A 25,551-nucleotide genomic window follows, 5' to 3' on the forward strand; every position below is an offset into this window, starting at 1 on the left:
AATTGAAGCCGACGAAGCTGTGCTTGAAATCGCTACTGATAAAGTCGATAGCGAAGTGCCAAGCGAAGTTTCAGGTGTTTTAGTGGAGCAATTATTTGGAAAAGATGATTTGGTTCAGGTAGGGCAAACTATTGCAATTATTGAAACCGAAGTCGATTCCGTTTCAGAAACTCCAAATCAAGAAATTGCTGCTCCAGTTGAGGTGGAAGTAATTGAAAAAAGTATTGAAATCGCCAAAGAAACAGTTTCAACTCCAATTAATTTTTCATCTTCTGAAAAGTTCTTTTCTCCATTGGTAAAAAACATTGCTAAAGAAGAAGGTATTTCGGTTGCTGAATTAGAAAATATTTCAGGTTCAGGAAAAGAAGGAAGAGTTACTAAAGAAGATATTTTAAATTATATAAAAAATAAAGGGGCTGAAACGCCAAATGCAATCGAGTCAGTAAAACCAGCTCTTCAGCAGCAAACTATAATTAATAAGTCACAGACAGTCACTCCAGTTTCTATAAACGGTGGAGACGAAATTATAGAAATGGACAGAATGCGCAAGCTGATTGCAGGTTATATGGTGGCGTCGGTGCAAACTTCAGCTCACGTTCAATCGTTCATAGAAGTCGATGTGACGAATATTGTGAAATGGAGAGAAAAAGTAAAAACTGCATTCGAAAAAAGAGAAGGCGAGAAGCTAACGTATACTCCAATTTTTATGGAAGCGGTTGCCAAAGCTTTGAAAGATTTCCCAATGATGAATATTTCTGTTGATGGTGACACTATCATAAAAAGAAAAAATATAAACCTTGGAATGGCGGCATCATTGCCAAACGGAAACTTAATTGTTCCGGTTATTAAAAATGCAGACCAATTGAATTTAGTTGGAATGGCAAAAGCTGTGAATGATTTAGGAGGCAGGGCAAAAGCAGGGAAACTTAAACCAGACGATACACAAGGTGGAACTTATACTGTAACTAATGTGGGGACTTTCGGAAGTGTTTTCGGAACGCCAATTATCAATCAACCGCAAGTGGGAATTTTGGCTCTTGGCGCAATTCGAAAAGTACCAGCAGTTATCGAAACTCCCGAAGGAGATTTTATTGGCATTCGCCAAAAAATGTTCCTTTCTCACAGTTATGACCATCGTGTTGTAGATGGTGCATTGGGTGGAAGTTTTGTAAAACGCGTTGCGGATTATCTTGAAGCTTTTGATGCAGATAGCGATTTTTAATATGAAGTAAATTTTAATACTTAAACCCGACTGTTTTTCGACTTGTTGGGTTTTTTAATTTTGTCCAAAACTTTTTTAAACAATCGATGAACGGTAAGTTCAAAAAGATATATTTGTCATTCTAAAATTAAAAAATGGAGCTCAAGCTTAATAAACCAATTTGTTTCTTCGACCTAGAAACCACCGGAATTGATGTCGCTAAAGATCGAATTGTTGAAATATCAATTTTCAAAGTTTTTCCTAACGGAAATAAAGAAAGCAAAACCTGGTTGGTCAACCCAACTATTCCAATTCCTCCTCAATCTACGGCCATTCACGGAATCAGCAATGAAAAAGTAGCTAACGAACCAACATTCAACGAATTGGCTTCACAGGTTTACAATATGATTAAAGATTCAGATTTGGCGGGTTATAACTCGGATCGTTTTGATATTCCATTATTAGCTGAAGAATTGCTTCGTGCCGGAGTGGATTTTGACATGAAAAACCGAGTTTCGGTAGATGTCCAGACTATTTTTCATAAAATGGAAGAACGAACTTTGAGCGCAGCTTTGAAATTTTATTGTAATAAAAAAATCGAAAATGCCCATTCTGCAGAAGCTGATACAATGGCAACATATGAAATTATGTTAGCCCAATTAGATCGATATCCGGAACTTGAAAACGACATAAAATCATTATCAGAATTTACTACCAGAAAAAAAATTGCCGATTTTGCCGGAATGATTGCTTTTGATGAAGATGGCGACGAAATTTTTGCTTTTGGAAAACACAAAGGAGTAAAAGTAGATAAGGTTTTAGAAACAGAGCCGGGTTATTTCAGTTGGATACAAAACGCGGATTTTCCTTTATACACTAAGAAAGTTTTGACGGCAATCAAGTTGAGAAAATTAAATACTAAATTGAATTAATTTTTTGAATTTAAGAATATGAAAATTATCTGCATCGGGAGAAATTACGTCAATCATATTGAAGAGTTGAAAAATGAAAGGCCAACGGAACCTGTTATTTTTATGAAACCCGATTCGGCAGTATTATTAAAACAGCATCCTTTTGTGATTCCTGATTTTTCGCAGGATATTCATCACGAAATAGAAATTATTGTTCGAATAAACAAAGTTGGAAAACACATTGATGCCAAGTTTGCTCACAAGTATTATGATGAAATTAGTGTGGGAATTGATTTCACGGCACGAGACGTACAAGAACAATTAAAAATTAAAGGATTGCCTTGGGAAAAAGCGAAATCGTTTGATGGTTCAGCAGTCATAGGAGAATTTTTGCCAAAAAGTCAATTTAATTCATTAGAAAATATTACTTTTGAATTGACGAACAACAATAAGACCGTTCAAAAAAGCAATTCCAGTCACATGTTGTGGAAGATTGACGAACTAATTTCCTTTATTTCTCGATATTTTACTTTAAAAATTGGTGATATTATTTTTACCGGAACTCCAGAAGGAGTTGCAGCTGTAAAATCAGAAGATTTCTTGGAAGGATTTTTAGAAGGACATAAACTATTTAGTATAAAAATAAAATAATGGCACTACATTACAACCTAGCAAAAGTGTACGCACTTTCAGATAACGATCCGGAATTTGTTCTCCAAATAGTAACGTTATTTGTCACTGAAATCCCTGAAGACTTAGCGGAAATCAAAGAAGGAATTAAAAAGAAAGATCATAAACATGCTTATTCTTATGCACATAAAGTTAAACCATCACTCGATCTACTTGGTTTAAAAGTGGCTTTTGAAGAAATTCTTCAAGTCGAAGCTTGGACAAAAGCGGAAGGCGAAAAGAAAGAAATAAAAGAAACGTTTAAGAGTGTCAAACATCAAGTGGAGGATGCTATAAAAGAGTTGAAAAAAGATTTTGATTTATAGATTGCCTTTTGATTTCTTCAAATTAAAACTTTTTTAATATTTTTTCTATTTCAATAATTCCAGACTAAATTAATATCTAAAATGAAAGCAGCCATAATTACTATAGGCGACGAAATTTTAATAGGACAAATTGTCGATACAAATTCAGCTTTTATTGCCAAATCATTAGACAGAATCGGTGTTGAAATTCACGAAATGATTTCAATTAGTGATAACAAGCAACACATTCTGGAAACCTTTTCAAAGTTCCAAAATACAGTCGATTTAGTTGTTATTACTGGTGGACTTGGGCCAACCAAGGATGATATTACCAAAAAAACATTTTGCGATTATTTTGAAGACCAGCTTGTTTTTAATGATGAGGTTCTCCAGCACGTCACGAAACTTATTGAGGGTTTTTACAAACGCGCTATCACACAAATTAATAAAGATCAAGCCTTAGTTCCTTCAAAATGCACTGTACTTCACAATCAAGTGGGAACAGCACCAGGAATGTGGATAAAAAAAGAAAATACTGTCTTTATTTCGCTTCCGGGAGTCCCTTTCGAGATGAAATATTTGGTTGAAAACGAAATCATACCAAAGATTGTTGCCGAATATAAAAGACCTTACATCATCCATAAAACGATTTTGACCTATGGAATTGGTGAAAGTTTATTGTCAGAAACCATCGAGAATTGGGAAAATGATTTGCCAGAGTTTATAAAATTAGCTTATTTACCAAGTCTAGGAAGTGTGCGTTTGCGACTATCTGCTCGTGGAGCTGATAAAGAAATTTTAGAAAAATACATTGAAGAAAATGTAATCTCATTATCTAAAATAATTGGAAATTTTATAGTAGGTTTTGATGATGATGAAACGCTTGAAACAGTTTTAGGAAGGCTTCTGACGCAACAAAACAAAACGATTTCGACTGCTGAAAGTTGTACAGGAGGAAAAATCGCTCAGGTTTTGACATCCGTTTCTGGTGCTTCAAATTATTTTAAAGGAAGTGTAGTTACGTATGCTACTGAAATAAAAACATCTGTTTTGGGGCTTTCAGAAGATTTAATCAAAGAACATTCTGTGGTAAGTGCTGAAGTGGCAAAACAAATGGCAATTAATGTCAAAGAGATAATGAAAACCGACTATGCTATTGCCACCACTGGAAATGCCGGACCATCAAAAGGAGATTCGAAAGCCGAGCTTGGAACTGTTTTTATAGCATTGGCAACACCAAATGAAGTAATAATTGAAGAATTTAATTTTGGTCAACCCCGTGAAAAAGTGATAGATAGAACAGTGATGAAGAGTTTAGAAATGTTGCGGAAAGAAATTTTAAAAAATGTGCAATAATTTTTTTGCTAAATAGGTTTATTTTTCTTTTCTTTGCACCCTCGATTTGAATAACGATAAAAGATAAGATAATGTCAAGAGTTTGCGACCTTACAGGTAAAAGAGCGATGGTAGGAAATAACGTTTCTCACGCTATGAATAAAACTAAGAGAAAATTTTCTGTTAACTTAGTTAAAAAGCGTTTTTATCTTCCAGAAGAAGATAGATGGATTACTCTAAGAGTAGCTGCATCTACGGTAAAAACAATTAATAAAAATGGAATCACTGCAGTTTTGAAAAAAGCACAAGCAGGTGGATTTATTAAATAATCCATTTCTAAATATATATCAAGATGGCAAAGAAAAGTAAAGGAAATAGAATCCAGGTAATTTTAGAATGTACTGAACACAAAACATCAGGTGTTGCAGGGACTTCAAGATACATCACAACAAAGAACAAGAAAAATACTCCAGACAGATTAGAGATTAAAAAATTTAATCCAATCTTGAAACGTGTAACAGTTCATAAAGAAATTAAATAATAATTAGAGATTTTATTCTAAATCTCAAATGAATCACATTTGGAGATTTTTTTAAAACATAAATAACATTTGAATCATGGCAAAGAAAACCGTAGCATCCTTACAGACATCTTCTAAGAGATTATCAAAAGCCATCAAAATGGTGAAATCTCCAAAATCTGGCGCATATACATTCGTAGAATCTATTATGGCACCTGAATTAGTTGATGAGTTCTTGAAAAAGAAATAATTAACAATCGCATTATATAGAAAAGCTACTTTCATTCGGAAGTAGCTTTTTTATTTTTTATATTTACCATCGAAATGGATTGCTGTCATCGTATGATCTAATTTACAATAGATTAATAATTTTGAATAACCCGTTCGTAAATTGCATACCGTAAATTATATACCATAATGAGTTTTTTTAAAAAAATATTTTCTTCAGAGAAAAAAGAAACGCTAGATAAAGGACTAGAGAAATCAAAAGCATCTTTCTTTTCCAAGTTAACCAAAGCCGTTGCAGGAAAATCAAAGGTTGATGACGAGGTTCTGGATAATCTGGAAGAAATACTTGTTTCTTCGGATGTTGGTGTGAATACAACTCTAAAAATCATCACCCGAATAGAAAAACGCGTTTCTGAAAATAAATTCCTTGGAACAGAAGAACTCAATAAAATTCTTCACGAAGAAATTGCAGGTTTACTCTCAGAAACTAATTCCGGAGAAGCTACTGAATTTGTTATTCCAAGTAATACAAAACCTTATGTTTTGATGGTTGTTGGTGTCAATGGTGTGGGGAAAACCACTACTATTGGTAAACTAGCATTCCAATTCAAAAAAGCAGGTTATAAAGTTGTTCTTGGCGCAGCCGATACTTTTCGTGCAGCAGCAATTGACCAATTGCAAATTTGGGCTGACAGAGTTGGTGTTCCCATCGTTAGACAAAATATGGGAAGTGATCCGGCTTCAGTAGCTTTTGATACATTGCAATCAGCAGTTGCTCAAAATGCCGACATTGTTATTATTGATACAGCGGGACGTTTGCACAATAAAATCAACCTGATGAACGAATTGACAAAAGTGAAACGCGTGATGCAAAAAGTTGTTGTTGATGCGCCACACGATGTCTTATTGGTTATTGATGGCTCAACAGGACAAAACGCTTTCGAACAAGCCAAAGAATTTACTGCTGCTACCGAAGTGACTTCACTTGCAGTCACAAAACTTGACGGAACTGCCAAAGGCGGAGTGGTTATTGGGATTTCAGATCAATTCAAAATTCCAGTAAAATACATTGGAGTAGGGGAAGGAATAGAAGATTTACAGGTGTTTAACAAATATGAATTCGTAGATAGTTTCTTTAAATAACAGTTCAATGAATTTTACTTCTATAAAAAATATTCCGCCAATTTACCTTTACTTAGTGAGTGTTATATGCTTTGTTTTGTCAAATGTTGTCAGAGATAAAAACATGGTGTTGTATTATATTTTGCTATTTTTTGGTGCTATTTTCTTTATTGTTGGGTTTTTTATAAGAAGAAATAATAGATAATATTTCTATTGGTATAAAGCATTTATTTTTTGCCAAAGCACATCATCAAAACTGGATAAAGCCAGATTTACACTGTCAGCGGCCTCACCCATTCTAATGACTACCATTTTTTTACTGGGAATCACGTAGATTTTTTGGTCGTTTTTACCCAAAGCCATAAACATATCATTTGGTCCTGAAGGAATTATACTCCCGGGTAGTTGTAGTTGGGATTGTGGCAAATGATAACTTGTTTTCCCGTTCAGCCACCACAAATAGCCATAAGAAAGATTGATATTTTGTGATGTATTTGTAGCTTCATTGAAATAATTTTCATTTAAAATTATGTCGTTTTCCCATTTTCCTTTGTTTATCATTAGTAAACCAAAACGAGCCATACTTCGTGTTGTACTGGCAAAAACTGAATTGTTTCCGGTAGTAAACCACAATCCATCCATTCCAATTTTGGTTTTTAGTTTTGAATTGAAATAGTTTTCAAAACTTTGACTGCTTGCCTGAGCAATGACATCTTGCAATTTTACATAAACATTATGATACGCCCAGCGAGTTCCTGCATCAGCTTTATAGGTTAGACTAGCAGGATCAACGGCATCACCATTGGCAATATCTTCTAAACCTGAAGTCATGGTTAGCAAATGCTTATTTGTAATTAAATTTTCTTTTGCCAATGGCAAACTCGTCCAGCCCGTTCCAATATAGTCAGAAACATTGTTATTGATGTTTATCAAACCTTCCTGTTGTGCAATCCCAGTGATTGTTGACGTTAAGGTTTTGCCAGCACTTGCCCAATACCAACTCGTCGAAGCGGAATGTCCGTTGAAATAATTTTCCAAAACAATTCTTCCGTTAACCAAAATGATAAAACCTTTTGAATGTTTGAGTTCTAAATAATCCAAAAGTGGTTGTACGGCTGTTTGTTTCCAACCCAGACTTGCGATTGATTTTGTTTCCCATACATTGCCGTTTACTGGAGGGAAATACATTGTTTCTGTTGAAGGAGGTATCGGTTGTACGTTTTCAGAACTACAACTGATATACAAGAATGCGATTAGTAAACTATAAATTATTTTAGTCATATTATAGTGAATTGTTTTGAACGGTAAGACCAAAAATATACAAAATAGTTTAACGAGTTTTATTTATTTTTCTTTTATTTGAGCTTAAGAAGATTAACTTTGTGGGAGAAAAGAATAAGTCTTTTTGATTCAAAAACCCTAGCAGATTGCTTCATTCTTCGCAATGACAATCTAAAAAAATATATCATAGATGAAGAATATAGTTGGATTTTTATTCGTTTCATTTCTTTTTATTTCTTGTCAGCAAAAGATTGTGCCATCAGATATACCCAAAATTAATGGCTATTGGGAAATTGAGAAAGTAGTTTTTGACCAGGAAAAAGATAAAAATTACACCATAAACGAGAGTTACGATTATTTCGAAATGGGCAAAAACAATACTGGTTTCAGGAAGAAAGTGATGCCACAATTGGATGGTACTTTTTTAGTGAATGATTCACAAGAAGATGTGGCTGTCCGATTTGAAAATGATAAAGTTTTCTTGGATTATGCAACTCCATATGCCAAATGGTCTGAGGAATTGATTGCGATTTCCAAGGATAAATTGGTTTTTAAAAATGCCGAGAATAAGGAATATCATTATAAAAAAGCAGCACCAATAAATTTAGAAGGAGATGGCAAAAAGATTAAATAATCAAAGTACTGTTGGTGATGTTTTGAAACAAATTATCCAAGTCAACAAACTGCAACCCGGAATGGACCAAATCGATGTAAAAGATGCTTGGAAAAATCTTATGGGCAATGGCGTAAATCATTATACCAAGAATGTGGTTTTAAAAGGAAGTACTTTGTATGTAGAGCTTTCTTCGGCGGTTTTGAGGGAAGAATTAAGCCATGGGAAGTCAAAAATTGTTGCTATGATTAACGAAGAATTGCGACGTGATGTTGTTAAAGATGTTGTTTTGAGATAATCAGTTTGCAGGTTTCAGTTTGCAGATTTCAGAAATAAAAAATCCCATCCAGATAAAAAAATCGGGATGGGATTTGTATTTTATAGATTTCCAACTGCGTTCTACTATCTGAAATCTGCTATCTGAATACTAGAATTGCTCTCTTCCTGCAAAATGAAAAGCACCTTCGATAGCTGCATTTTCATCACTGTCAGAACCGTGAACTGCATTTTCGCCAATAGAAGTGGCATATGCTTTACGGATAGTTCCTTCAGCAGCTTCAGCTGGATTTGTTGCTCCAATCAAAATTCTGAAATCTTCAACAGCATTTTCTTTTTCTAAAATTGCGGCAACGATTGGTCCACGAGTCATAAATTCTACTAATTCTCCGTAGAAAGGTCTTGCAGCGTGAACAGCATAAAAGGCTTTTGCATCAGCAATAGTTAATTGTGTTAGTTTCAATGAAACGATTTTGAAACCTGCATTTGTAATCATTGCCAATATATTTCCGATGTGTCCGTTTTCAACCGCATCAGGTTTGATCATTGTAAAAGTTCTATTTGTTGCCATTTTTTTTATTTTTTTTAAATTTTGTGCAAAAATAGACTTTTTTATGAATTGATTTTAATAAATCAACAAGAAAATGCTTGTTATTTGGTATTAATAAAGATGTTTCTAAATATTACACTTTGAATATCAACTTGTTTTTATATAAAATCCATAAAATAAATGACCAAAAAATAGCGTAAATCAGTGCATAAGCCAAAGAGGCATTCATTGGGTTTACGAAATAAGGAGTGATACCATAATTATAAAAATAGCTTTGAAAGCCTAATGGTTCATTCGGAATTCCTGGGTGTTCCACTTTTATCATCGTGAGTACTCTGGGAATTATTCCTGAAAAAAAGAACACAATCATTGGGTTCACGCCCCAAATTAAGAACAATTTAGTCCATTTTTTATAATCAGCAATTTCAATTATATAATATAATAAACTAAGGCAAAGGCTTGCTAATCCGGCTGTATATATAACATGTGAACTGGTCCAAAGTGATTTGTTTATTGGAAAAACGATGTTCCAGATTAATCCAAGGATTACTAAAACAAGTCCAATTACGCTCATTTTTTTGACGATTTCAAGTTTCGGCAACGACTGATTCAATACTTGTCCAATCAGCATTCCCATTATACCGGAAGCGATTGCCGGAATCGTATTTAAAATTCCTTCCGGATCCCAAGTTATTGACTGACTCCACATATGGTTTTTTAAGAACAGACCGTCGATATAAGCTGATAAATTGGTTCCCTTTTCCAGATTTGCTGCTCCAATTCCTGGAATGGGTACGAGTGTCATTAAACCCCAATAAATTAGTAAAAGCGATGCAACCACCAAGATTTGTGTTTTCAGATTTGCCTTTAAATAGACTAGTGATGTGAAGAAATAGACAATCCCGATTCGTTGTAAAACTCCAGGAATTCTGACATCCTGATAGGCTTCGATTCCGCTGTAAGCTAAAAAGAGTAAAATACCTAGAACAGAAAAGGCCAAAACCATTTTAATTTTTGTGCTAAAGGTTCCCAGCAATGCATAAGCTACTGCAAAAGTCAGCACTAATTTACCTATTAATAACGCAATTCCTTCCAATCCAAAAAGTTCAATTTTGCTAAAAAAATTCAGGAATAATCCCAAGCAAAATATTCTCAGTGAGCGTACCATTATTTTATTGAAGGTAGCCGGACCAAACACTTTTGCCGGCATAGCAAAAGGAATTGCCGTTCCCATTATAAATATAAAGAAGGGAAAAACTAAATCAGTTGGGGTGCAACCGTTCCATTCTGCGTGTTCCAAAGGTGGATAAATAGACGACCAACTTCCCGGATTATTGACAATGGTCATCATCATTATAGTAAAGCCTCTGAATACATCTAGTGAAGTTAAACGCTCTTTAATCATAGGTTTTTTGGTTAAAATTGAATATTCTTTTCTTTTTTTAACGAAGTGTTAGTATTTCGAAATTAGCATCCAAAGGTTTTAGTTTCAGTATTAATTTTTCTATTAAATTCTCTCCATTCTCTAAATAAAATTCCGAAAAATTAGCTTGGCGTTCCTGCAAACTTTGATTGGGAAACAATTCGTTTTGTAAATCAATAATTCGCTCTAAAGTTTCAGAATATTTCCGCTTTTGAGCTTTCAGCAAACGTTTTTCCAGATTTTCTAAGCCTTTTATTTGTTTGGCTTCCTGTGCTTTTACAGCACCAATAAAGGATTTGTCGGTTTGAAGTGCAATTTCATATAAGCTTTCGAATTGTTTTCGAAGGTGTTCTTTTTGAATCGATAAATCGATAGGAAATTCAGACAATTGCGTTGTTTTAGCATTGACCAAATCATTTTGTTTGGAAAATAGATCTTTCCAACTTAATCCTAATTTGTCTGCTTTTGCGACCTGTTTTTCGGTTGCCAATACCACAGAATTCCTCAGCAAAAGTATTGGAAAAGTAACTTTTACCGCATCGAAAAAAGATTTCAGTTCGAGCCAATACGCGATTTCTCCGCCTCCGCCAATGTAGCATAAATTGGGTAAAATCACTTCCTGATATAACGGACGCATAATCACGTTAGGACTAAATTTCTCGGGATGGTTTTCTGATAAAGAAAGAATTTCGCTTTCCGTGAATTCTATTTTGGTATTGTTTATTTTGTATTTTCCTTTTTCTAAAATAATACGTGCTCGCAAATTGTCTTCCAGGTAAAATAAATTGATTTCTCTTGGATTGACCTGAATAGTATAGTTTTTTAGTTTTTTGGTCGTTTCAATAACTTTATTATAGGAAGTTTGCCGTACTAATTCTTCTTTTATATAAGGAATAAAAGCTTGTTTTAAATCTTGATTATCGGCGTCGAGAATAACTAAACCATATTGACCAAAAAGAGCGTTTGCCAAATGATGAGTGGCATCAGCCAAAGTGGAATGGTATAAATACGCTTCCTGAAAAAGTTTTCTAATGGTATCAGCATTAGTTCCGGAACCTAGTTCACGTTCGTACACTTCAAAAAAATCAGCTAGACCTTCAGTGGATAATCGTCCAACAGGCCCTTTACTTTCTTTGTTCCAGCGGAATTTTCGACTTTTGAAATTGAAATAATTAATTTCTTCAAAATCGTGGTCTTCGGTTGCCATCCAATAAATGGGAACAAAGTGGTGTGAAGGATATTTAGTCTTTAATTCCTTTGCTAAATTGATAGTCGAAATTATTTTGTACAAAAAATACAAAGGACCGGAAAATAAATTCAACTGGTGACCGGTTGTAATTGTGAAAGTACTTGAGCTTAATAGTGCTTCAATGTTTTGTTTGGTTAAATCTGAAGATGAAATTTTTGAATATTGTTCTTTCAAAACTGAAACTAAAACTGTTCTGTTTTTAGCATTAAAATTTTCTTGTTTTTCCTGAATTTGTGCTTCAAAATTTTCAAGATATGGAAACCGATTGTAAAGTGACTGCAAATTAGGTTTTTGGTCTAAATAATCATTCATCAGAGGCGAGAAATAACCAGAATTTTGATAGCTAATACAGTCAGTTGGCATAATGAATTTTATTTGATGCTAAATTACCAAAAATTATTGGAACTAAATATTTGTTACTTTCGAAAAATAACATCATTTTTATCGAAATATTATAATATTCCTATGAAAGACAATTCTAATCCTGATAAGGTAAATTCATTAAAACACGTACTTTTTGGTAGTTTAATTGGCACCACCATTGAGTTTTTTGATTTCTATATTTATGCCAATGCAGCCGTTTTGGTATTTCCACAATTGTTTTTCCCTGGAACTGATCCTACGATTTCTACGATTGAATCTCTGGCTACTTTTTCTATTGCTTTTTTTGCGCGCCCAATTGGTTCAGCTGTTTTTGGACATTATGGCGATAAAATTGGACGAAAAACCACCTTGGTTGTTGCCTTGTTAACGATGGGAATCTCGACCGTTGCCATTGGTTTTTTACCGACTTATGCCAGCATCGGAATTGCCGCTCCTTTATTATTGATGCTTTTCCGTTTTGGTCAGGGATTAGGACTTGGCGGAGAATGGGGTGGAGCTGTTTTATTGGCAATAGAAAATGCACCTCCGGGAAAACGCGCTTGGTACGGAATGTTTCCTCAGCTTGGTGCACCCATTGGTTTGTTGCTTTCCGGCGGAACTTTCATTTTGTTGAGCGACACTTTGACAAACAAGCAATTCTTTGATTACGGTTGGAGAATTCCTTTTATAGCAAGTGCTATTTTAGTGGTGGTTGGATTTTATATTCGTTTGAAAATTACCGAAACACCATCTTTTCTGGCGTCTTTAGAAACTAAAAAACTGATAAAAATTCCTTTGGTAACTTTATTGAAGTCGTTCAAACGCGAACTTGTTTTTGGAACTCTTGCCGCAGTTACCACCTTTGTTACTTTTTATTTGATGACTGTTTTTTCTTTAAGTTGGGCTACTTCAGATTTAGGTTACACAAGACGTGACTTCCTGATTATGCAGCTTTTTTCGGTTGTGTTTTTTGGAATATCGATTCCTGTATCTGCCGTTTTAGCCGATAGATTTGGACGAAGATTCGTGCTGATTGTAATTTCAATTGCCATTGCCATTTTTGGATTGTTTTTTTCTTCGCTGCTTGGTTCTGGAAATACAACTCTAATCACATTATTTTTATGTTTGGGAATGACATTAATGGGAATGACTTACGGACCGTTAGGAACTTTTCTTTCGGAACTTTTTCCAACAGAAGTGCGTTATTCTGGTGCTTCACTTACATTTAATTTTGCAGGAATATTTGGTGCTGCTTTTGCTCCCATAATCGCTATTTGGATTGCCAAAAATTATGGAATTACCTATGTGGGTTATTATTTATCGGCTGCTGCGGTGATGACTTTCTTCTCGCTTTTGCTGATTCGTAAAAAGGATCATCAATTTTGATTTAATCGTATTTTTAAATTAATTCCAATTTTACTTTGATTATTGATTAAACATTTAGATATTTGTCTAAATATATAAACAAAAATCAATGAATGCTATTTTCAAAGCATTAAATGACGCAACAAGAAGAGAAATTCTGGAACTTTTGAAAGTTAAAGATTTGTCTGCTGGTGAAATAGCAGATTATTTTAATATTTCGAAACCCAGTATTTCTCACCATTTGGATATTTTGAAACGTGCCGATTTAATTTCTTCCGAAAAAAAAGGGCAATTTGTTATTTACTCTTTAAACACTACAATTATGGAAGACGTTTTGCAATGGATTTTAACTTTTAAAAAATAAAATGATGAATGTTACTTTAAAAAAAGAACTTCCAATTATTGGATTTGTGTTATTGCCTTTTATTTATTTGGCCTATTTATGGAATAGTTTGCCCGAAAAAGTACCAATTCACTGGAATTACAAAGGCGAAATTGACGATTGGGGAACTAAATATTCTTTAATTGGATTAGTCTTTTTATTACCTGTTCTTACTTATGTTTTAATGCTTGTTATTCCGAAAATAGATCCCAAAAAGCGAATCGAATTAATGGGAGGGAAGTATTACCAAATAAAATTTGTTTTAATTGGTTTTATGTCGGTTTTGGCACTTTTTATTATACATTCGTCTAAAAGTCAAACGCTTTCAAGCCCGAGTACGGTTTTTGTTTTGATAGGATTGTTGTTTATGGCTTTGGGTAATTACTTTAAAGTAATCAAGCAAAATTATTTCCTTGGAATAAAAACGCCTTGGACATTAGAGAGTGAAGAAGTTTGGAAACTAACTCATATTTTAGCTGGGAAATTATGGATTGTTGGCGGATTATTGATAGTAATCTCTAATTTGGTTATTCCTGAAAATATTAATTTTTACTTTTTTATAAGCATTACAGCAATAATTTCAATTGTTCCCATTGTCTATTCGTACATAAAATTTAAAGAGTTGAAAACTGTGAAGTAAAATGGGTTTTAGTTTAATGGAATAAGTTGAACTAACGTTTTAAACTAAAATGCCCTTTGTATTCTTTGCCGTTTGCTCTTGTAACCACAAACCAATAATCGGTGGAAGGAAGTTCAGTTCCGTTGAATGTCCCGTTCCATTCGCTCGAATTATTCGCTAAAGTTTTAATCAGTTTGCCATAGCGGTCGAATATTTTTATGGTCAAACCTTCTTCAACATCCGAGAATTTAATTTTCCAAGTGTCGTTATATCCGTCACCGTTTGGAGTGAAGAATTTTGGAAACATTAATAGATACACCTCATAGGGTGGTGGTGTTCCACAGCCATTTTTGTCTTTAACCAAAACGGTATATTTACCACTATTTAAACCTGTAAACTGATTGCTGTCTTGATAATTATAGCCATCAATTGAATATTCATAGTTGCCAATACTAGATGCAGCAATGTTTACTATGATTATATTTTCGTTGTCAGTCCAGTCTTTAGTTTCAATAGAATTTATGGTGGCTTTATTTGATTTCTTTACCTCAAAGTTTTTTGTGCTTGAACATGAAATAGTATCATAATCATCAGTTACAGTCACCCAAAAATTGCCTGGATTTTCGACTAAAATTGTCTGATTCGTTGTTCCATTGGACCACAAATAACTGTCAAATCCTTCACCTGCATCAATCGTGATGGAATTATTTTCACATATTGGCACAATGTCCTGGATATTGATAATGGGTTTTGAAAAAAGGGTCAATTTTATTTCGGCAATGGCATAACAAGGCGTATTTGAATTAATGCGAACATAGATTTGATTGTCTCCTAAAGCCAATTTATAGTTGGTGAAATTCGCTATTTTATTGCTTGCCGTTTCATTTTCTGCACCGGAAAGCGAAGTGTAATAAGTGAAACTATAATCGGTTGTATTTGAAATGATGTTAGAATTGTAACTGCTTAAATTCAAGGTTTCCTTTCCGTCATTCAAATCATCACAGAATAATTCAGCATAATTATTTGCGGGTAAAGTAGAAATGAGTGCAACAGTTACTGCTAATCTACTTGGACTTTCGCAACCATTCAAAGTTTGTGTTGCATAATAGATTTGTCCATTTTGCAAAGGAGTTGAAATCGGCAAAACATTCAAATCGGTCGAGCTATTATACCATTTTAGAGTTGTTCCAGTAATTACAATAGTATTTAAAGAGGGGTTTTGGCTAGCGCAAAAAGTTTGAGGAGAAGTTGCTGAGGGAGTTGCAGTATTTTGAATGTTTATTAGAACTGGAATTCTGTCACTTTCGCATCCATTTATGGTTTGAGAAGCGTAATACGTTGTTCCATTTTGTAATGGAGTTGTATTGGCAAGAAGATTTCCATTGGTTAAAGCATCGTACCATTTTATGTTTTGACCTGTGATGGTTATTGACCTGATAGTTGCATTTTGCTGAATACAGAAAGTTTGTGGGGAAGTTGCTGTGGGTAATGATTGAGGGCTAATGATAACTGTTTGGTTTTGAGGAACAGAATTTCCAGTCCCATCATTATAATTCCACACTACAGTGTAAGTTCCCTTCAAACTATAGGAAAGTGGACTGGTAGTCGTTGCCGTAATTAGTCCAGCACAAATATCTGTAGCAGTTGGGATTATGGTAATTATGGTTTTGCAATCTCCAGTAATTGTTGGGAGTGTTGCGAGGTTTGGAACGGCGGGTTGATTGTCCCCAACTATAACATCAACAGTTACAATGCCGTCGCAACCGATGGTTCCTGTTATGTTACAGATATATTTGCCAGTATTCAATGCAGAAGCATTAGTTATTGTTGGGTTTTGGTCTGATGAAGTAAAACCATTTGGTCCTGTCCAAGAGTAATTTGTTCCACCAGATGCTTTTAGTTCTATAGTGTTACCAATGCAGATTGGAGAGTTGCTTGATGCTAAAGAAGCAATGTTACAATCTTGGAACTTATTTATGTAAGCTTCACGGTTTCCATTTGATATTTCTTGAAATGAATTTGGAGTTGTTAAACCATAATTAGTGAATTGAGGCGAAGACCAATATGAATAACAAGTACCAGCAACATAAAAAATATCATTATTTAAGTATTTAATATAAGGTTCATTTATAAAACCTTGGCTTCCTAAATAAGTCCCCCAAATTATTCCGCAATTATTATTTATTTTACGTATGAAACTTGAAAATCCAATATTAACGGGATTAAAAGCATTTGGAGTTGCAATATTACTTATGTTGCTAGATTCTCCTACTAAATAAATTTCCTCATTTTGATTGATATCGAAATCCGTAATTTTTACTGAACTATAACTCAACCAAATCTTCTTTTGATTTTGAATGTTGAATTTTGAAATAAAATATCCGTTTTGATTTATGGTTTCAAAAGCATTTGGTGTGGCTAGATCATTATTGTTAGTAGTTCCACTGAAATAAAGGGTATTATTAAAGTTTTTAACTCTAAAAATCTTATCATCTTTAATGCTTCCAAAATAAGTACCCCAATTTTGAATACCGTTATTTGTAAAACTTGTAATAAACCCATCGTAATTTTGATCTGATGATAAATATTGTTGAAAAGATTTTGGTGTTGAAATTCCATTTGTACTGATAGTGTACCCAACTATGATTATATTATCATTAGAATCAATAGTTAAATCTTCAATGTAATCATCTTTATCACCTCCAAAATATGTTCCCCAAATTCTATTTCCGTTTTGGTCAAATTTGGCTAAAAAACCATCAAACCGATTATTGTCAATTATTGTTTCTTTGAATGAATTGGGAGTTGAAATATAAGCATCACTTGTAGTTGTACCTGAAAGATAAAAATAGTTTTGTTTATCAACCAATATACAATTTGCTAAAGTTATTCCATTATCATTCCCATAGTAGGATGCCCACAATCGAACTCCATTAGCATTTAAAACCCCAAGATACATTTCACCATAAGAGCCAGATTTAAAATCTTTGAAACTCCCTAGAGTAGAAATATTATTGTTACTCCAACTATTTCCACAAAAACCTATTAATCCATTATTAGAAATAGCTATGTCTGTAATATCATCGTCCACGTTGCCTCCATAAAATGTACTCCATAGTCTATTACCTTTTTCATCAAATTTTGCGATAAACCCATCTGTAATATATAGATTAGGCCCATAATAAATTGAGGAGCCAAAACTATTTTGATGTGCACTACTGGTTGCAATAAAATTCATACTGGAGGTACGTCCACAAATATAAGAGTTTCCAATTATGTCTATTTCTAAAGAAAGTGTGTTTTCTTCTTTTTCTCCCCCATAAAAAGTCCCCCATAACCGTATAGGTACAGGATCAATTACTACCGTTTTACCAGAAACGTTTTCAACACTTTCAAAACCATACACATTTTTCTTGATTTTGGTATATCCTACAGCAATCTCCTTTTTGCATTTTCCATCTTCTGTCCAACTCATTGGCAGGGTTTCTTCCATTGCGCCAAAACGAACTTGCATTTGAATTTTATTATCAACCAATTCTGTTTTAGCTCCGTTAAATTTCAATTGAATGTCTGAAATTTTTCCTTTTGGATGAACCACAAAGTTGTATTCTACTGCTTTAGTACTGTCTTTTGGAATAGAGAAAAGAACATCAATATTGGGATAAATATTTTTGTATGTAATTTGTTGGTATTGATGCACCATCAAAACACCATCGGGTTTATTGGGTACATTATAATAGTTGTCATAATCTTTCGATTTTTGTTCTGTAATTAGTTCCACTTTGGGATTCGAATTCACAAAATCTATGTCTATTCTGTGGTAAATGTATTCTAAGGAATATTCTGGAGTGGTATTCTTGTCTTTGTCGGAAAATGAAATAGGTCTAAGTTTTGCTTTTTGCTTTTCGGTTACCAGATGCTTTTGTGTTTCATAAATGTCATACGAAAACCCATTAGATTTAATTTGAACATTCAATCCATTGGTGTTTAAAAGGTATTTTACATCAGGATTGGGTTTTCCTTTCTGGTCAATAATCTGTCCTTTGTTTTCTTTAAATCCAATGGATTGGTTTTTGTTTTGAGCAAATAAATAACTTGCGAAAAATAAAAATAGAATAAACAATATGCGTCTCATTGGAATGATTTGGAGACTACAAATGTAACTAAATATCTACAAAAGGGAACTAGAAAAAAGATTTAAAATAGCAAAAAGTAACCTTGAAATCATTTTGTAAAAAATCTCCAAATATCTCCTACTTTTGCACAAAACAATTCTCTTTGAAAACCAAAGTATTTCTAATCACGCCACCATTTACCCAACTGAATACACCATATCCGGCAACTGCCTATATCAAAGGTTTTCTGAATACTAAAAACATTCCTTCTACTCAAGCCGATTTAGGTATCGAAGTGATTTTAGAATTGTTTTCGAAAGAAGGATTGGAAAATCTATTTAATCATACTATACCCAAAACCCAAAACCTAACACCCAACAGCCAAAGAATTCTCGCTTTACAAGACGAATACATCAAAACTATTGATTCGGTTATTGCTTTTCTACAAGGGAAAAATCCAACATTGGCATTGCAAATTTGTCAGGAAGATTTCTTGCCGGAAGCTTCCCGTTTTGCACAACTCGAAGATACTGATTGGGCTTTCGGAACAATGGGAACCCAGGACAAAGCAAAGCATTTGGCGACTTTATACCTCGAAGACATCTCCGATTTTATTGTGGAATGTGTGGATGTCAATTTCGGTTTCAGTCGGTATGCAGAACGTTTGGGAAGAAGTGCTAATTCTTTCGACGAATTATATTTGGCTTTACAAGAGGAACCTACTTATATAGATCAAGTTTTGTTTTCGATTTTAACGGAAAGAATCGAAACCATTCAACCCGAATTATTCCTGATTTCTGTTCCTTTCCCGGGAAATTTATATTCCGCTTTTCGTTCGGCTCAATATGTAAAAAAACACTATCCAAATATCAAAATAGCGATGGGCGGCGGTTTCCCAAATACCGAATTGCGTTCGCTTTCGGATGCTCGTGTTTTTGAGTTTTTCGATTATATAACTTTGGATGATGGTGAATTACCTGTGGAATTACTAGTTAAAGCTGCTTGTCAGACTGAGCCTGTGGATCTGGAATTCAAAAGAACTTTTCTACTCGAAAATGGTAAAGTAGTTTACAAAAATAATTCCATACGCAGTGACTACAAACAATCAGAAGTTGGTACACCCGATTATTCTGATTTGCTTTTGGACAAGTACATTTCGGTTATTGAAATCGTGAATCCAATGCATCGAATGTGGAGCGACGGTCGATGGAACAAGCTCACGATGGCTCACGGTTGCTATTGGGGAAAATGTACGTTTTGCGATATTTCATTGGATTATATTAAAATTTACGAGCCCATCGCCGCCAATTTATTGTGTGATCGAATGGAGGAAATGATAGCTCAAACAGGTGAAAATGGATTCCATTTTGTGGATGAAGCTGCTCCTCCAAAATTGATGCAAGCTTTGGCAATCGAAATACTCCGCAGGAAACTGGTGGTGACTTGGTGGACCAACATTCGATTCGAGAAAAGATTCTCTGGAGATTTGTGTTTGTTGCTCAAAGCTTCCGGTTGTATTGCCGTTTCTGGTGGACTCGAAGTAGCTTCGGACAGATTGTTGAAATTAATTGATAAAGGTGTAACTGTAGAACAAGTAGCAAAAGTCACAAGGAATTTTACTGAAGCCGGCATTATGGTGCATTCCTATTTAATGTACGGTTATCCAACACAAACGGTTCAGGAAACTGTTGATAGTTTAGAAATGGTTCGCCAATTGTTTGAAGTAGGTGTTTTGCAATCTGGTTTTTGGCATCAATTTGCGATGACAGCACACAGCCCTGTGGGAATGTATCCGGAAAATTTTGGAGTTGTGAAGGAAACCGAAACCATTGGAACTTTTGCTAATAATGACATTAATTATGTTGACAAAACTGGAATCGACCACGATAAATTCAGTTTTGGCTTAAAGAAATCCTTGTTCAATTTTATGCACGGCATTTGCTTTGATTATGAATTGCAGGAGTGGTTCGATTTCAAAATCCCAAAAACAAAAATCCATCCCGATTTTATTGCCAATGCTTTAGAGGAAGAAGAAAATTTCAATATTAAACCAACTGCCAAAATTGTTTGGCTAGGAGGAAAGCCACTTGTAGAACATTTCACGAAATCCAAAAAAGGAAACTCTTGGGAAATTATGGCTTTGACTTTTCACGACAAGAAAGAAAGTTTTACCATTCAAACTTACAAAAAGGAAGGAGAATGGCTGATTCAAATGCTTGAAAAACTTTTGGTTTACAGTTCTAAAATTTATACTTTTCAGGATATAAAATCTGATTTTGAAACTCGTTTTGAAGATTTTGAATTGTTTTGGTATTCGAAACCAGTTAATACTTTAAGGGAATTTGGATTGTTAGTTTTATAAAAAAAGATAATAAATTCTTTGTCATTTTTAATTAATATGACGTAAATCCGTACTTTAATTTTATACATATCGAATCTTGATCTTTTCGATTTTTATTTGCATACAAGCCAAAAAAAATAAGCATTGAATTTTGAATAGATAATTGGTTCAAGTGTTATTTCCTCTAGCTATAAAGTTTTATTAAGAAAATATGTATATAGGCATTTCGTTTGTTTATAGTCTACAAGGATAATTTAGTGTTATAAGACTAATTAAAAGATAATATAGGCTAAATGTTTCTTTTTTAAATTAGATTTGTAGATTAATTACGAATCTATTTTAGATTAATTTCTTTTTTAAGTACCTCAATTTTTTGATGAAATGAAAATCATATTAAAGAAAACCTACCCCAAAATTTTATTCTTGTTTCTTTCATCAAGTGTCTTTTTTATAATCCTATATTCTGCTCTTTATTTTTATACAAGAAAAGTTGAAAAGCAAGTTTATACTGCTTCAAATGAGCAATTTTATAGTGAAGTAAAAAGTTTTTTGATTTTAGATTCAAAACCCATTACAGTTGCCATAAATAATGATACTAATTGGGATGAGTTTGTAAATTTCATAAAGACTAGAGATGCAAAATGGTTTAATGAAACCATCGGAAATGAGCAGGAAATATATAAAGTAGATTATTTAGGGGCTTACGACCAAGACGGAAAATTTATAATCCGTAAAGCCTCGCCTAAAATAAAATCAATTGATTTTGTTCCTAAACAAGCGATGATAAATCTAAATAAATCTGGGTTAAGCAGGTTTTATATGAAAATTCCAGAGGGAATCGTTGAAGTTATTGGTGCATCAATCCATCCATCGAATGATCCTTTTAAAAATAAGACAAAAACATCAGGCTATTTTTTTGTAGCAAGACTTTTGGATAAAAATTTCCTATTAAATTTAGAAAGTTTAACAAATTCAAAGATTAATTTTATTGATAAAGTTAAAGAGTCTGAAAATGAAAAACATCATATTTTTGCGACAATCGTATTAAATGACTGTGAAGGTAATAAGGTAACGAATTTATTTTTCAAAAGGGATTTTGATGTTTATTTTGAAAACATGCTAACTATCCTCTATTTGATTTTCGTTGCTTTTTTTATAAATTTTATAGTTAATTTAATTTTTACAAGAAAATGGGTTTATTCTCCACTGAATTTGATTACAAATGTTCTTGAAACTGGAAATAGAAAATCAATAAAAGAATTGAAATCGACTACAGGTGAATTTAGATATATAGGCAACCTTTTTGAAGAAAACAATGAACAAAAAAAGGAGTTAATTAATGCGAAAATAAAGGCGGAAGAAGGAGATAGGCTTAAATCATCTTTTCTTGCTAATTTATCACACGAGATTAGAACTCCAATGAATGCCATTAATGGTTTTACGGATTTACTAATTAATACTAAATTAAATAAAGAAGAAAAATTAGAGTATTTAAAAATAATCGAAAAAAGTGGAAAAAATTTGGTTTCAATCATTGATGACCTTATTGAAATGTCTAAAATTGAATCGAATCAAGTTACCCCTAACTTGACTAATATAAATTTAGAATCCTGCATCAATGAATTATATGAAACCATAAAAATCACTATTCCAAAATCTAAAGAGATAGATTTCAGAATAATTGAAAACAAACAGTCTGTTCCCTATAATATTATTTCTGATGAAACTAAATTAAAGCAGGTTCTTGTTAATTTAGTGAATAATGCTATTAAATTTACTGATAAAGGCTATGTTGCTTTTGGTTATGAAGTAGACGATAAAAATGCCAAAATCATCTTTAAAATACAAGATACAGGACTTGGAATAGATAAAAATAATCATAAATATATTTTTGATCGTTTTAAAAGAATAGATAGCGACTTATCAATTAAGGCTGGTGGTTTAGGTTTAGGATTGGCCATTTCTAAAGCTTATGTTGAAATGATGGGAGGAACAATCACCTTGGAATCTATAGTTGAAGAAGGTTCTATTTTTTCATTTTCAATTCCTCTGGAATATGATAAAGAACAAAGAATTATAGTGAGATCCATAAAGAGTTCTGATGATTCAAAAGGGAAAGAAGAGGGGACAATCTTAATCGCTGAAGATGATAATATTAATTTCTTGTTATTTCAAAAAATAATAAAACTCAGGAATTATAATGTTATCAGAGCGGTAAACGGGCAAGAAGCTGTAGATATCTGTATTAATAATCCAAATATAGATTTAGTTCTTATGGATATAAAAATGCCTATTATGAATGGTTTTGAGGCATTGGAAAAAATAAAGGTGATACGACCAGAATTAATTGTAATTGCCCAAACCGCTTATTCATCAAGCGAAGATGAAGTTAGAATTTATAATTCTGGATTTTATGGTTACATAACCAAACCAATTAATAGAGAAAAATTATTTGAAATGTTTGACGATGTTTTTAGAAATAAATATTAATTATTTCTAAAAATATTTTTAAATTTAGAGAAGATTCATTTCACATCTTCTTTGATAAAAAAATTATTTGATTCAATATTCATTGTAAGATATTGAATTGTTTTGGTATTCAAAACCTTCGAATATTTTGAGAAAATCTAAGTTATTATTGATGTGAAAATATATTTTCAAATAACTATATCAATTTAGCAAAATTCTTCCCAATTTCATCTACGAAAACGTTTTCTTTAACTAATTTTGCACTATAAAATAGATGCAAATGAGTATTCCTTATAAAGTAAATGTTAATGATACTTTTCAGTTTGAGTTCGGAAAGGATAGTATCTCAAAATTAGATGCCGTGAGTTTGGAAACTAATAAATTTCATATTCTTCATCAAAATCTCCCTTACAAAGCTGAAATTATTGTTTCAGATTTCGATCAAAAAAAGTATACGGTTAAGGTGAATAACAACATTTATCATGTTGCTATTTCAAATCCATTAGATATCTTGATAAAAGAAATGGGTTTTGAAGTAGGACACACTAAACAGATTAATTTTATTAAGGCACCAATGCCTGGATTAATTTTGGAAATTAGTGTGGTTGTAGGACAATCTGTTATGGAAAATGATAGCTTAATCATTTTGGGTGCTATGAAAATGGAAAACAGTTTTCTTTCTCCAAGGGACGGAATCATCAAGTCAATTTCGGTTAACATGGGTGATGCAGTGGATAAGGGACAACTATTAATTGAATTTGAATAATTATGAAAAAGTTATTAGTTGCCAATAGAGGAGAAATTGCTATTAGAGTAATGAAAACGGCCAAGAAAATGGGAATTAAAACCGTTGCCGTATATTCTACTGTGGATAGAAATGCACCTCACGTGAAATTTGCCGATGAAGTCGTTTGGATTGGTGAATCTCCATCCAATCAATCTTATTTGTTGGGGAGTAAAATTATAGAAGTAGCCAAATCATTAAATGTTGATGCTATTCATCCAGGGTATGGATTTCTAAGCGAAAATGCTGAATTTGCCCAAGAGTGTGAATTGAATAATATTATTTTTATTGGTCCCAAATCAAAAGCTATTGAAATAATGGGAAGTAAACTAGCCGCCAAGGATGCGGTTATGAAATACAACATTCCAATGGTTCCCGGAGTAGATCATGCTATTACGGATATTGATGAAGCTAAGAAAACTGCAAATATAATTGGTTTTCCTATTTTGATTAAAGCCTCAGCAGGTGGTGGTGGAAAAGGAATGCGTGTGGTAGAAAAAGAAAGCGATTTCGAATCTCAAATGAACAGAGCAATCAGTGAAGCAATTGCTGCTTTTGGTGATGGTTCCGTTTTTATAGAAAAGTATGTTGCTTCTTCAAGACATATTGAAATCCAAATTATGGCTGACAGTCATGGCAATGTTTTGTATCTATTCGAAAGGGAATGCAGTATTCAGCGACGCCATCAAAAAGTAATTGAAGAAGCTCCTTCTTCAGTCTTGACTCCGGAAAAAAGAAAACAAATGGGGGAAGCAGCGGTTCTTGTTGCTAAGTCTTGTGATTATCTTGGAGCAGGAACGGTAGAGTTTTTATATGATGAAAAGGATAATTTTTATTTTCTAGAAATGAATACTCGTTTGCAGGTAGAACACCCTGTTTCAGAATGGATTACAGGAACCGACTTAGTCGAACTACAAATTAGAGTGGCTCGTGGAGAAGCATTAACTATCAAGCAAGAAGATTTAGAGATAAAAGGTCACGCTATGGAATTGCGTGTGTATGCCGAAGATCCTTTAAATGATTTTTTACCTTGCGTTGGACATTTGGATGTATATCAATTGCCCGTGGGCGAAGGTATTCGTGTAGATAATGGTTTTGAACAAGGTATGGATATTCCTATTTATTATGATCCAATGTTATCTAAATTAATTACTTATGGAAAGACTCGAGAAGAATCTATAGAATTAATGTTAAAAGCAATTGAAAACTACAAGATAGAAGGAGTAGAGACCACTTTACCTTTTGGGAAATTTGTTTTTGAACATGAAGCTTTCCGTTCAGGAAATTTTGATACCAACTTTGTAAAAAAATATTATTCACCTGAAGTATTAAAAGTCCAAAAGGTTAAAGAAGCTGAAATAGCTGCCCTTTTAGCTTTGAAACAGTATTTTGAAGATCAAAAAGTTTTACGCTTGCCAATTCAATAAATT

Annotated in this window: 23 protein-coding genes; 18 read left to right on the forward strand and 5 right to left on the reverse strand. The window is 33.3% G+C overall.

Features of this window, described 5'->3' with window-relative positions; translation table 11 throughout:
• Position 1: 1 nt before the first annotated feature.
• From ACH2BV_RS04620 to ftsY, 9 genes are all read left to right on the forward strand, one after another.
• Positions 2-1,222: a dihydrolipoamide acetyltransferase family protein gene (locus ACH2BV_RS04620; protein ID WP_395049551.1), complete on the forward strand. Its 1,221-nt coding sequence runs from the start codon at positions 2-4 to the stop codon at positions 1,220-1,222.
• Between the two features lie 134 nt (positions 1,223-1,356).
• Positions 1,357-2,133: an exonuclease domain-containing protein gene (locus tag ACH2BV_RS04625; protein ID WP_395049552.1), complete on the forward strand. Its 777-nt coding sequence runs from the start codon at positions 1,357-1,359 to the stop codon at positions 2,131-2,133.
• An 18-nt stretch (positions 2,134-2,151) separates the two neighbouring features.
• On the forward strand, positions 2,152-2,763 hold the full coding sequence (locus tag ACH2BV_RS04630) for a fumarylacetoacetate hydrolase family protein (protein ID WP_395049553.1): 612 nt from the start codon (positions 2,152-2,154) through the stop codon (positions 2,761-2,763).
• Positions 2,763-3,107: an Hpt domain-containing protein gene (locus tag ACH2BV_RS04635; RefSeq protein ID WP_395049554.1), complete on the forward strand. Its 345-nt coding sequence runs from the start codon at positions 2,763-2,765 to the stop codon at positions 3,105-3,107. Before ACH2BV_RS04630 ends, ACH2BV_RS04635 begins: the two co-directional genes overlap by 1 nt.
• Positions 3,108-3,188: 81 nt before the next feature.
• Positions 3,189-4,442 (forward strand): competence/damage-inducible protein A, encoded by a 1,254-nt coding sequence (locus ACH2BV_RS04640; protein ID WP_395049555.1) that lies wholly within the window; start codon positions 3,189-3,191, stop codon positions 4,440-4,442.
• A gap of 71 nt (positions 4,443-4,513) precedes the next feature.
• A complete protein-coding gene (gene rpmB / locus ACH2BV_RS04645) occupies positions 4,514-4,750 on the forward strand; it encodes a 50S ribosomal protein L28 (RefSeq protein WP_395049556.1) in 237 nt (78 codons plus the stop codon).
• 23 nt (positions 4,751-4,773) lie between these two features.
• Positions 4,774-4,962, forward strand: coding sequence for a 50S ribosomal protein L33 (gene rpmG, locus ACH2BV_RS04650; RefSeq protein WP_194310820.1), 189 nt, complete (start codon positions 4,774-4,776; stop codon positions 4,960-4,962).
• A 76-nt stretch (positions 4,963-5,038) separates the two neighbouring features.
• Positions 5,039-5,191, forward strand: a complete 153-nt coding sequence (locus tag ACH2BV_RS04655; RefSeq protein WP_395049557.1) for a DUF4295 domain-containing protein — start codon at positions 5,039-5,041, stop codon at positions 5,189-5,191.
• 167 nt (positions 5,192-5,358) lie between these two features.
• On the forward strand, positions 5,359-6,312 hold the full coding sequence (gene ftsY, locus ACH2BV_RS04660; protein ID WP_395049558.1) for a signal recognition particle-docking protein FtsY: 954 nt from the start codon (positions 5,359-5,361) through the stop codon (positions 6,310-6,312).
• 189 nt (positions 6,313-6,501) lie between these two features.
• Here the strand turns inward: ftsY and ACH2BV_RS04665 are convergent, their stop codons facing one another.
• Positions 6,502-7,572, reverse strand: coding sequence for a serine hydrolase domain-containing protein (locus ACH2BV_RS04665; RefSeq protein WP_395049559.1), 1,071 nt, complete (start codon positions 7,570-7,572; stop codon positions 6,502-6,504).
• A 190-nt stretch (positions 7,573-7,762) separates the two neighbouring features.
• Here ACH2BV_RS04665 and ACH2BV_RS04670 point away from each other — a divergent pair, with 190 nt between their 5' ends.
• Both ACH2BV_RS04670 and ACH2BV_RS04675 read left to right on the forward strand, forming a co-directional pair.
• Entirely contained in the window at positions 7,763-8,206 is a 444-nt protein-coding gene (locus ACH2BV_RS04670) for a lipocalin family protein (RefSeq protein ID WP_395049560.1), read from the forward strand.
• Positions 8,187-8,483, forward strand: a complete 297-nt coding sequence (locus tag ACH2BV_RS04675) for a DUF721 domain-containing protein (protein WP_395049561.1) — start codon at positions 8,187-8,189, stop codon at positions 8,481-8,483. The genes ACH2BV_RS04670 and ACH2BV_RS04675 overlap by 20 nt, the downstream gene beginning before the upstream one ends.
• A 129-nt stretch (positions 8,484-8,612) precedes the next feature.
• On the opposite strand, the gene ACH2BV_RS04680 is transcribed toward ACH2BV_RS04675, so the two are convergent.
• The 3 genes from ACH2BV_RS04680 to bshC form a co-directional block, all read right to left on the reverse strand.
• A complete protein-coding gene (locus ACH2BV_RS04680; RefSeq protein WP_395049562.1) occupies positions 8,613-9,032 on the reverse strand; it encodes a nucleoside-diphosphate kinase in 420 nt (139 codons plus the stop codon).
• A 112-nt stretch (positions 9,033-9,144) separates the two neighbouring features.
• On the reverse strand, positions 9,145-10,416 hold the full coding sequence (locus ACH2BV_RS04685) for an acyltransferase family protein (RefSeq protein ID WP_395049563.1): 1,272 nt from the start codon (positions 10,414-10,416) through the stop codon (positions 9,145-9,147).
• A gap of 37 nt (positions 10,417-10,453) precedes the next feature.
• Positions 10,454-12,046 carry a bacillithiol biosynthesis cysteine-adding enzyme BshC gene (gene bshC, locus ACH2BV_RS04690; protein WP_395049564.1) on the reverse strand — a complete coding sequence of 531 codons (1,593 nt, stop codon included), beginning with the start codon at positions 12,044-12,046 and terminating at the stop codon, positions 10,454-10,456.
• A gap of 102 nt (positions 12,047-12,148) precedes the next feature.
• On the opposite strand from bshC, the gene ACH2BV_RS04695 reads away from it, so the two are divergent.
• The 3 genes from ACH2BV_RS04695 (at position 12,149) to ACH2BV_RS04705 (ending at position 14,433) form a co-directional block, all read left to right on the forward strand.
• Positions 12,149-13,432 (forward strand): MFS transporter, encoded by a 1,284-nt coding sequence (locus ACH2BV_RS04695; protein WP_395049565.1) that lies wholly within the window; start codon positions 12,149-12,151, stop codon positions 13,430-13,432.
• An 88-nt stretch (positions 13,433-13,520) separates the two neighbouring features.
• Entirely contained in the window at positions 13,521-13,775 is a 255-nt protein-coding gene (locus ACH2BV_RS04700) for an autorepressor SdpR family transcription factor (protein ID WP_395049566.1), read from the forward strand.
• A 4-nt stretch (positions 13,776-13,779) separates the two neighbouring features.
• A complete protein-coding gene (locus ACH2BV_RS04705) occupies positions 13,780-14,433 on the forward strand; it encodes an SdpI family protein (protein ID WP_395049567.1) in 654 nt (217 codons plus the stop codon).
• A gap of 31 nt (positions 14,434-14,464) precedes the next feature.
• On the opposite strand, the gene ACH2BV_RS04710 is transcribed toward ACH2BV_RS04705, so the two are convergent.
• Positions 14,465-18,547, reverse strand: coding sequence for a T9SS type B sorting domain-containing protein (locus ACH2BV_RS04710; protein ID WP_395049568.1), 4,083 nt, complete (start codon positions 18,545-18,547; stop codon positions 14,465-14,467).
• Between the two features lie 143 nt (positions 18,548-18,690).
• Here ACH2BV_RS04710 and ACH2BV_RS04715 point away from each other — a divergent pair, with 143 nt between their 5' ends.
• The 4 genes from ACH2BV_RS04715 (at position 18,691) to ACH2BV_RS04730 (ending at position 25,548) form a co-directional block, all read left to right on the forward strand.
• Positions 18,691-20,889 (forward strand): B12-binding domain-containing radical SAM protein, encoded by a 2,199-nt coding sequence (locus tag ACH2BV_RS04715; RefSeq protein ID WP_395049569.1) that lies wholly within the window; start codon positions 18,691-18,693, stop codon positions 20,887-20,889.
• Positions 20,890-21,249: 360 nt separating this feature from the next.
• The gene (locus ACH2BV_RS04720; RefSeq protein WP_395049570.1) at positions 21,250-23,358 is read left to right on the forward strand and encodes an ATP-binding protein; all 2,109 of its coding nucleotides are present in this window, start codon (positions 21,250-21,252) and stop codon (positions 23,356-23,358) included.
• A gap of 259 nt (positions 23,359-23,617) precedes the next feature.
• On the forward strand, positions 23,618-24,103 hold the full coding sequence (locus ACH2BV_RS04725; RefSeq protein ID WP_395049571.1) for an acetyl-CoA carboxylase biotin carboxyl carrier protein subunit: 486 nt from the start codon (positions 23,618-23,620) through the stop codon (positions 24,101-24,103).
• A gap of 2 nt (positions 24,104-24,105) precedes the next feature.
• Positions 24,106-25,548 carry an acetyl/propionyl/methylcrotonyl-CoA carboxylase subunit alpha gene (locus tag ACH2BV_RS04730; RefSeq protein WP_395049572.1) on the forward strand — a complete coding sequence of 481 codons (1,443 nt, stop codon included), beginning with the start codon at positions 24,106-24,108 and terminating at the stop codon, positions 25,546-25,548.
• The last annotated feature ends 3 nt before the right edge of the window (positions 25,549-25,551 follow it).

This window comes from Flavobacterium sp. (assembly GCF_043780635.1).
Classification (GTDB): domain Bacteria; phylum Bacteroidota; class Bacteroidia; order Flavobacteriales; family Flavobacteriaceae; genus Flavobacterium.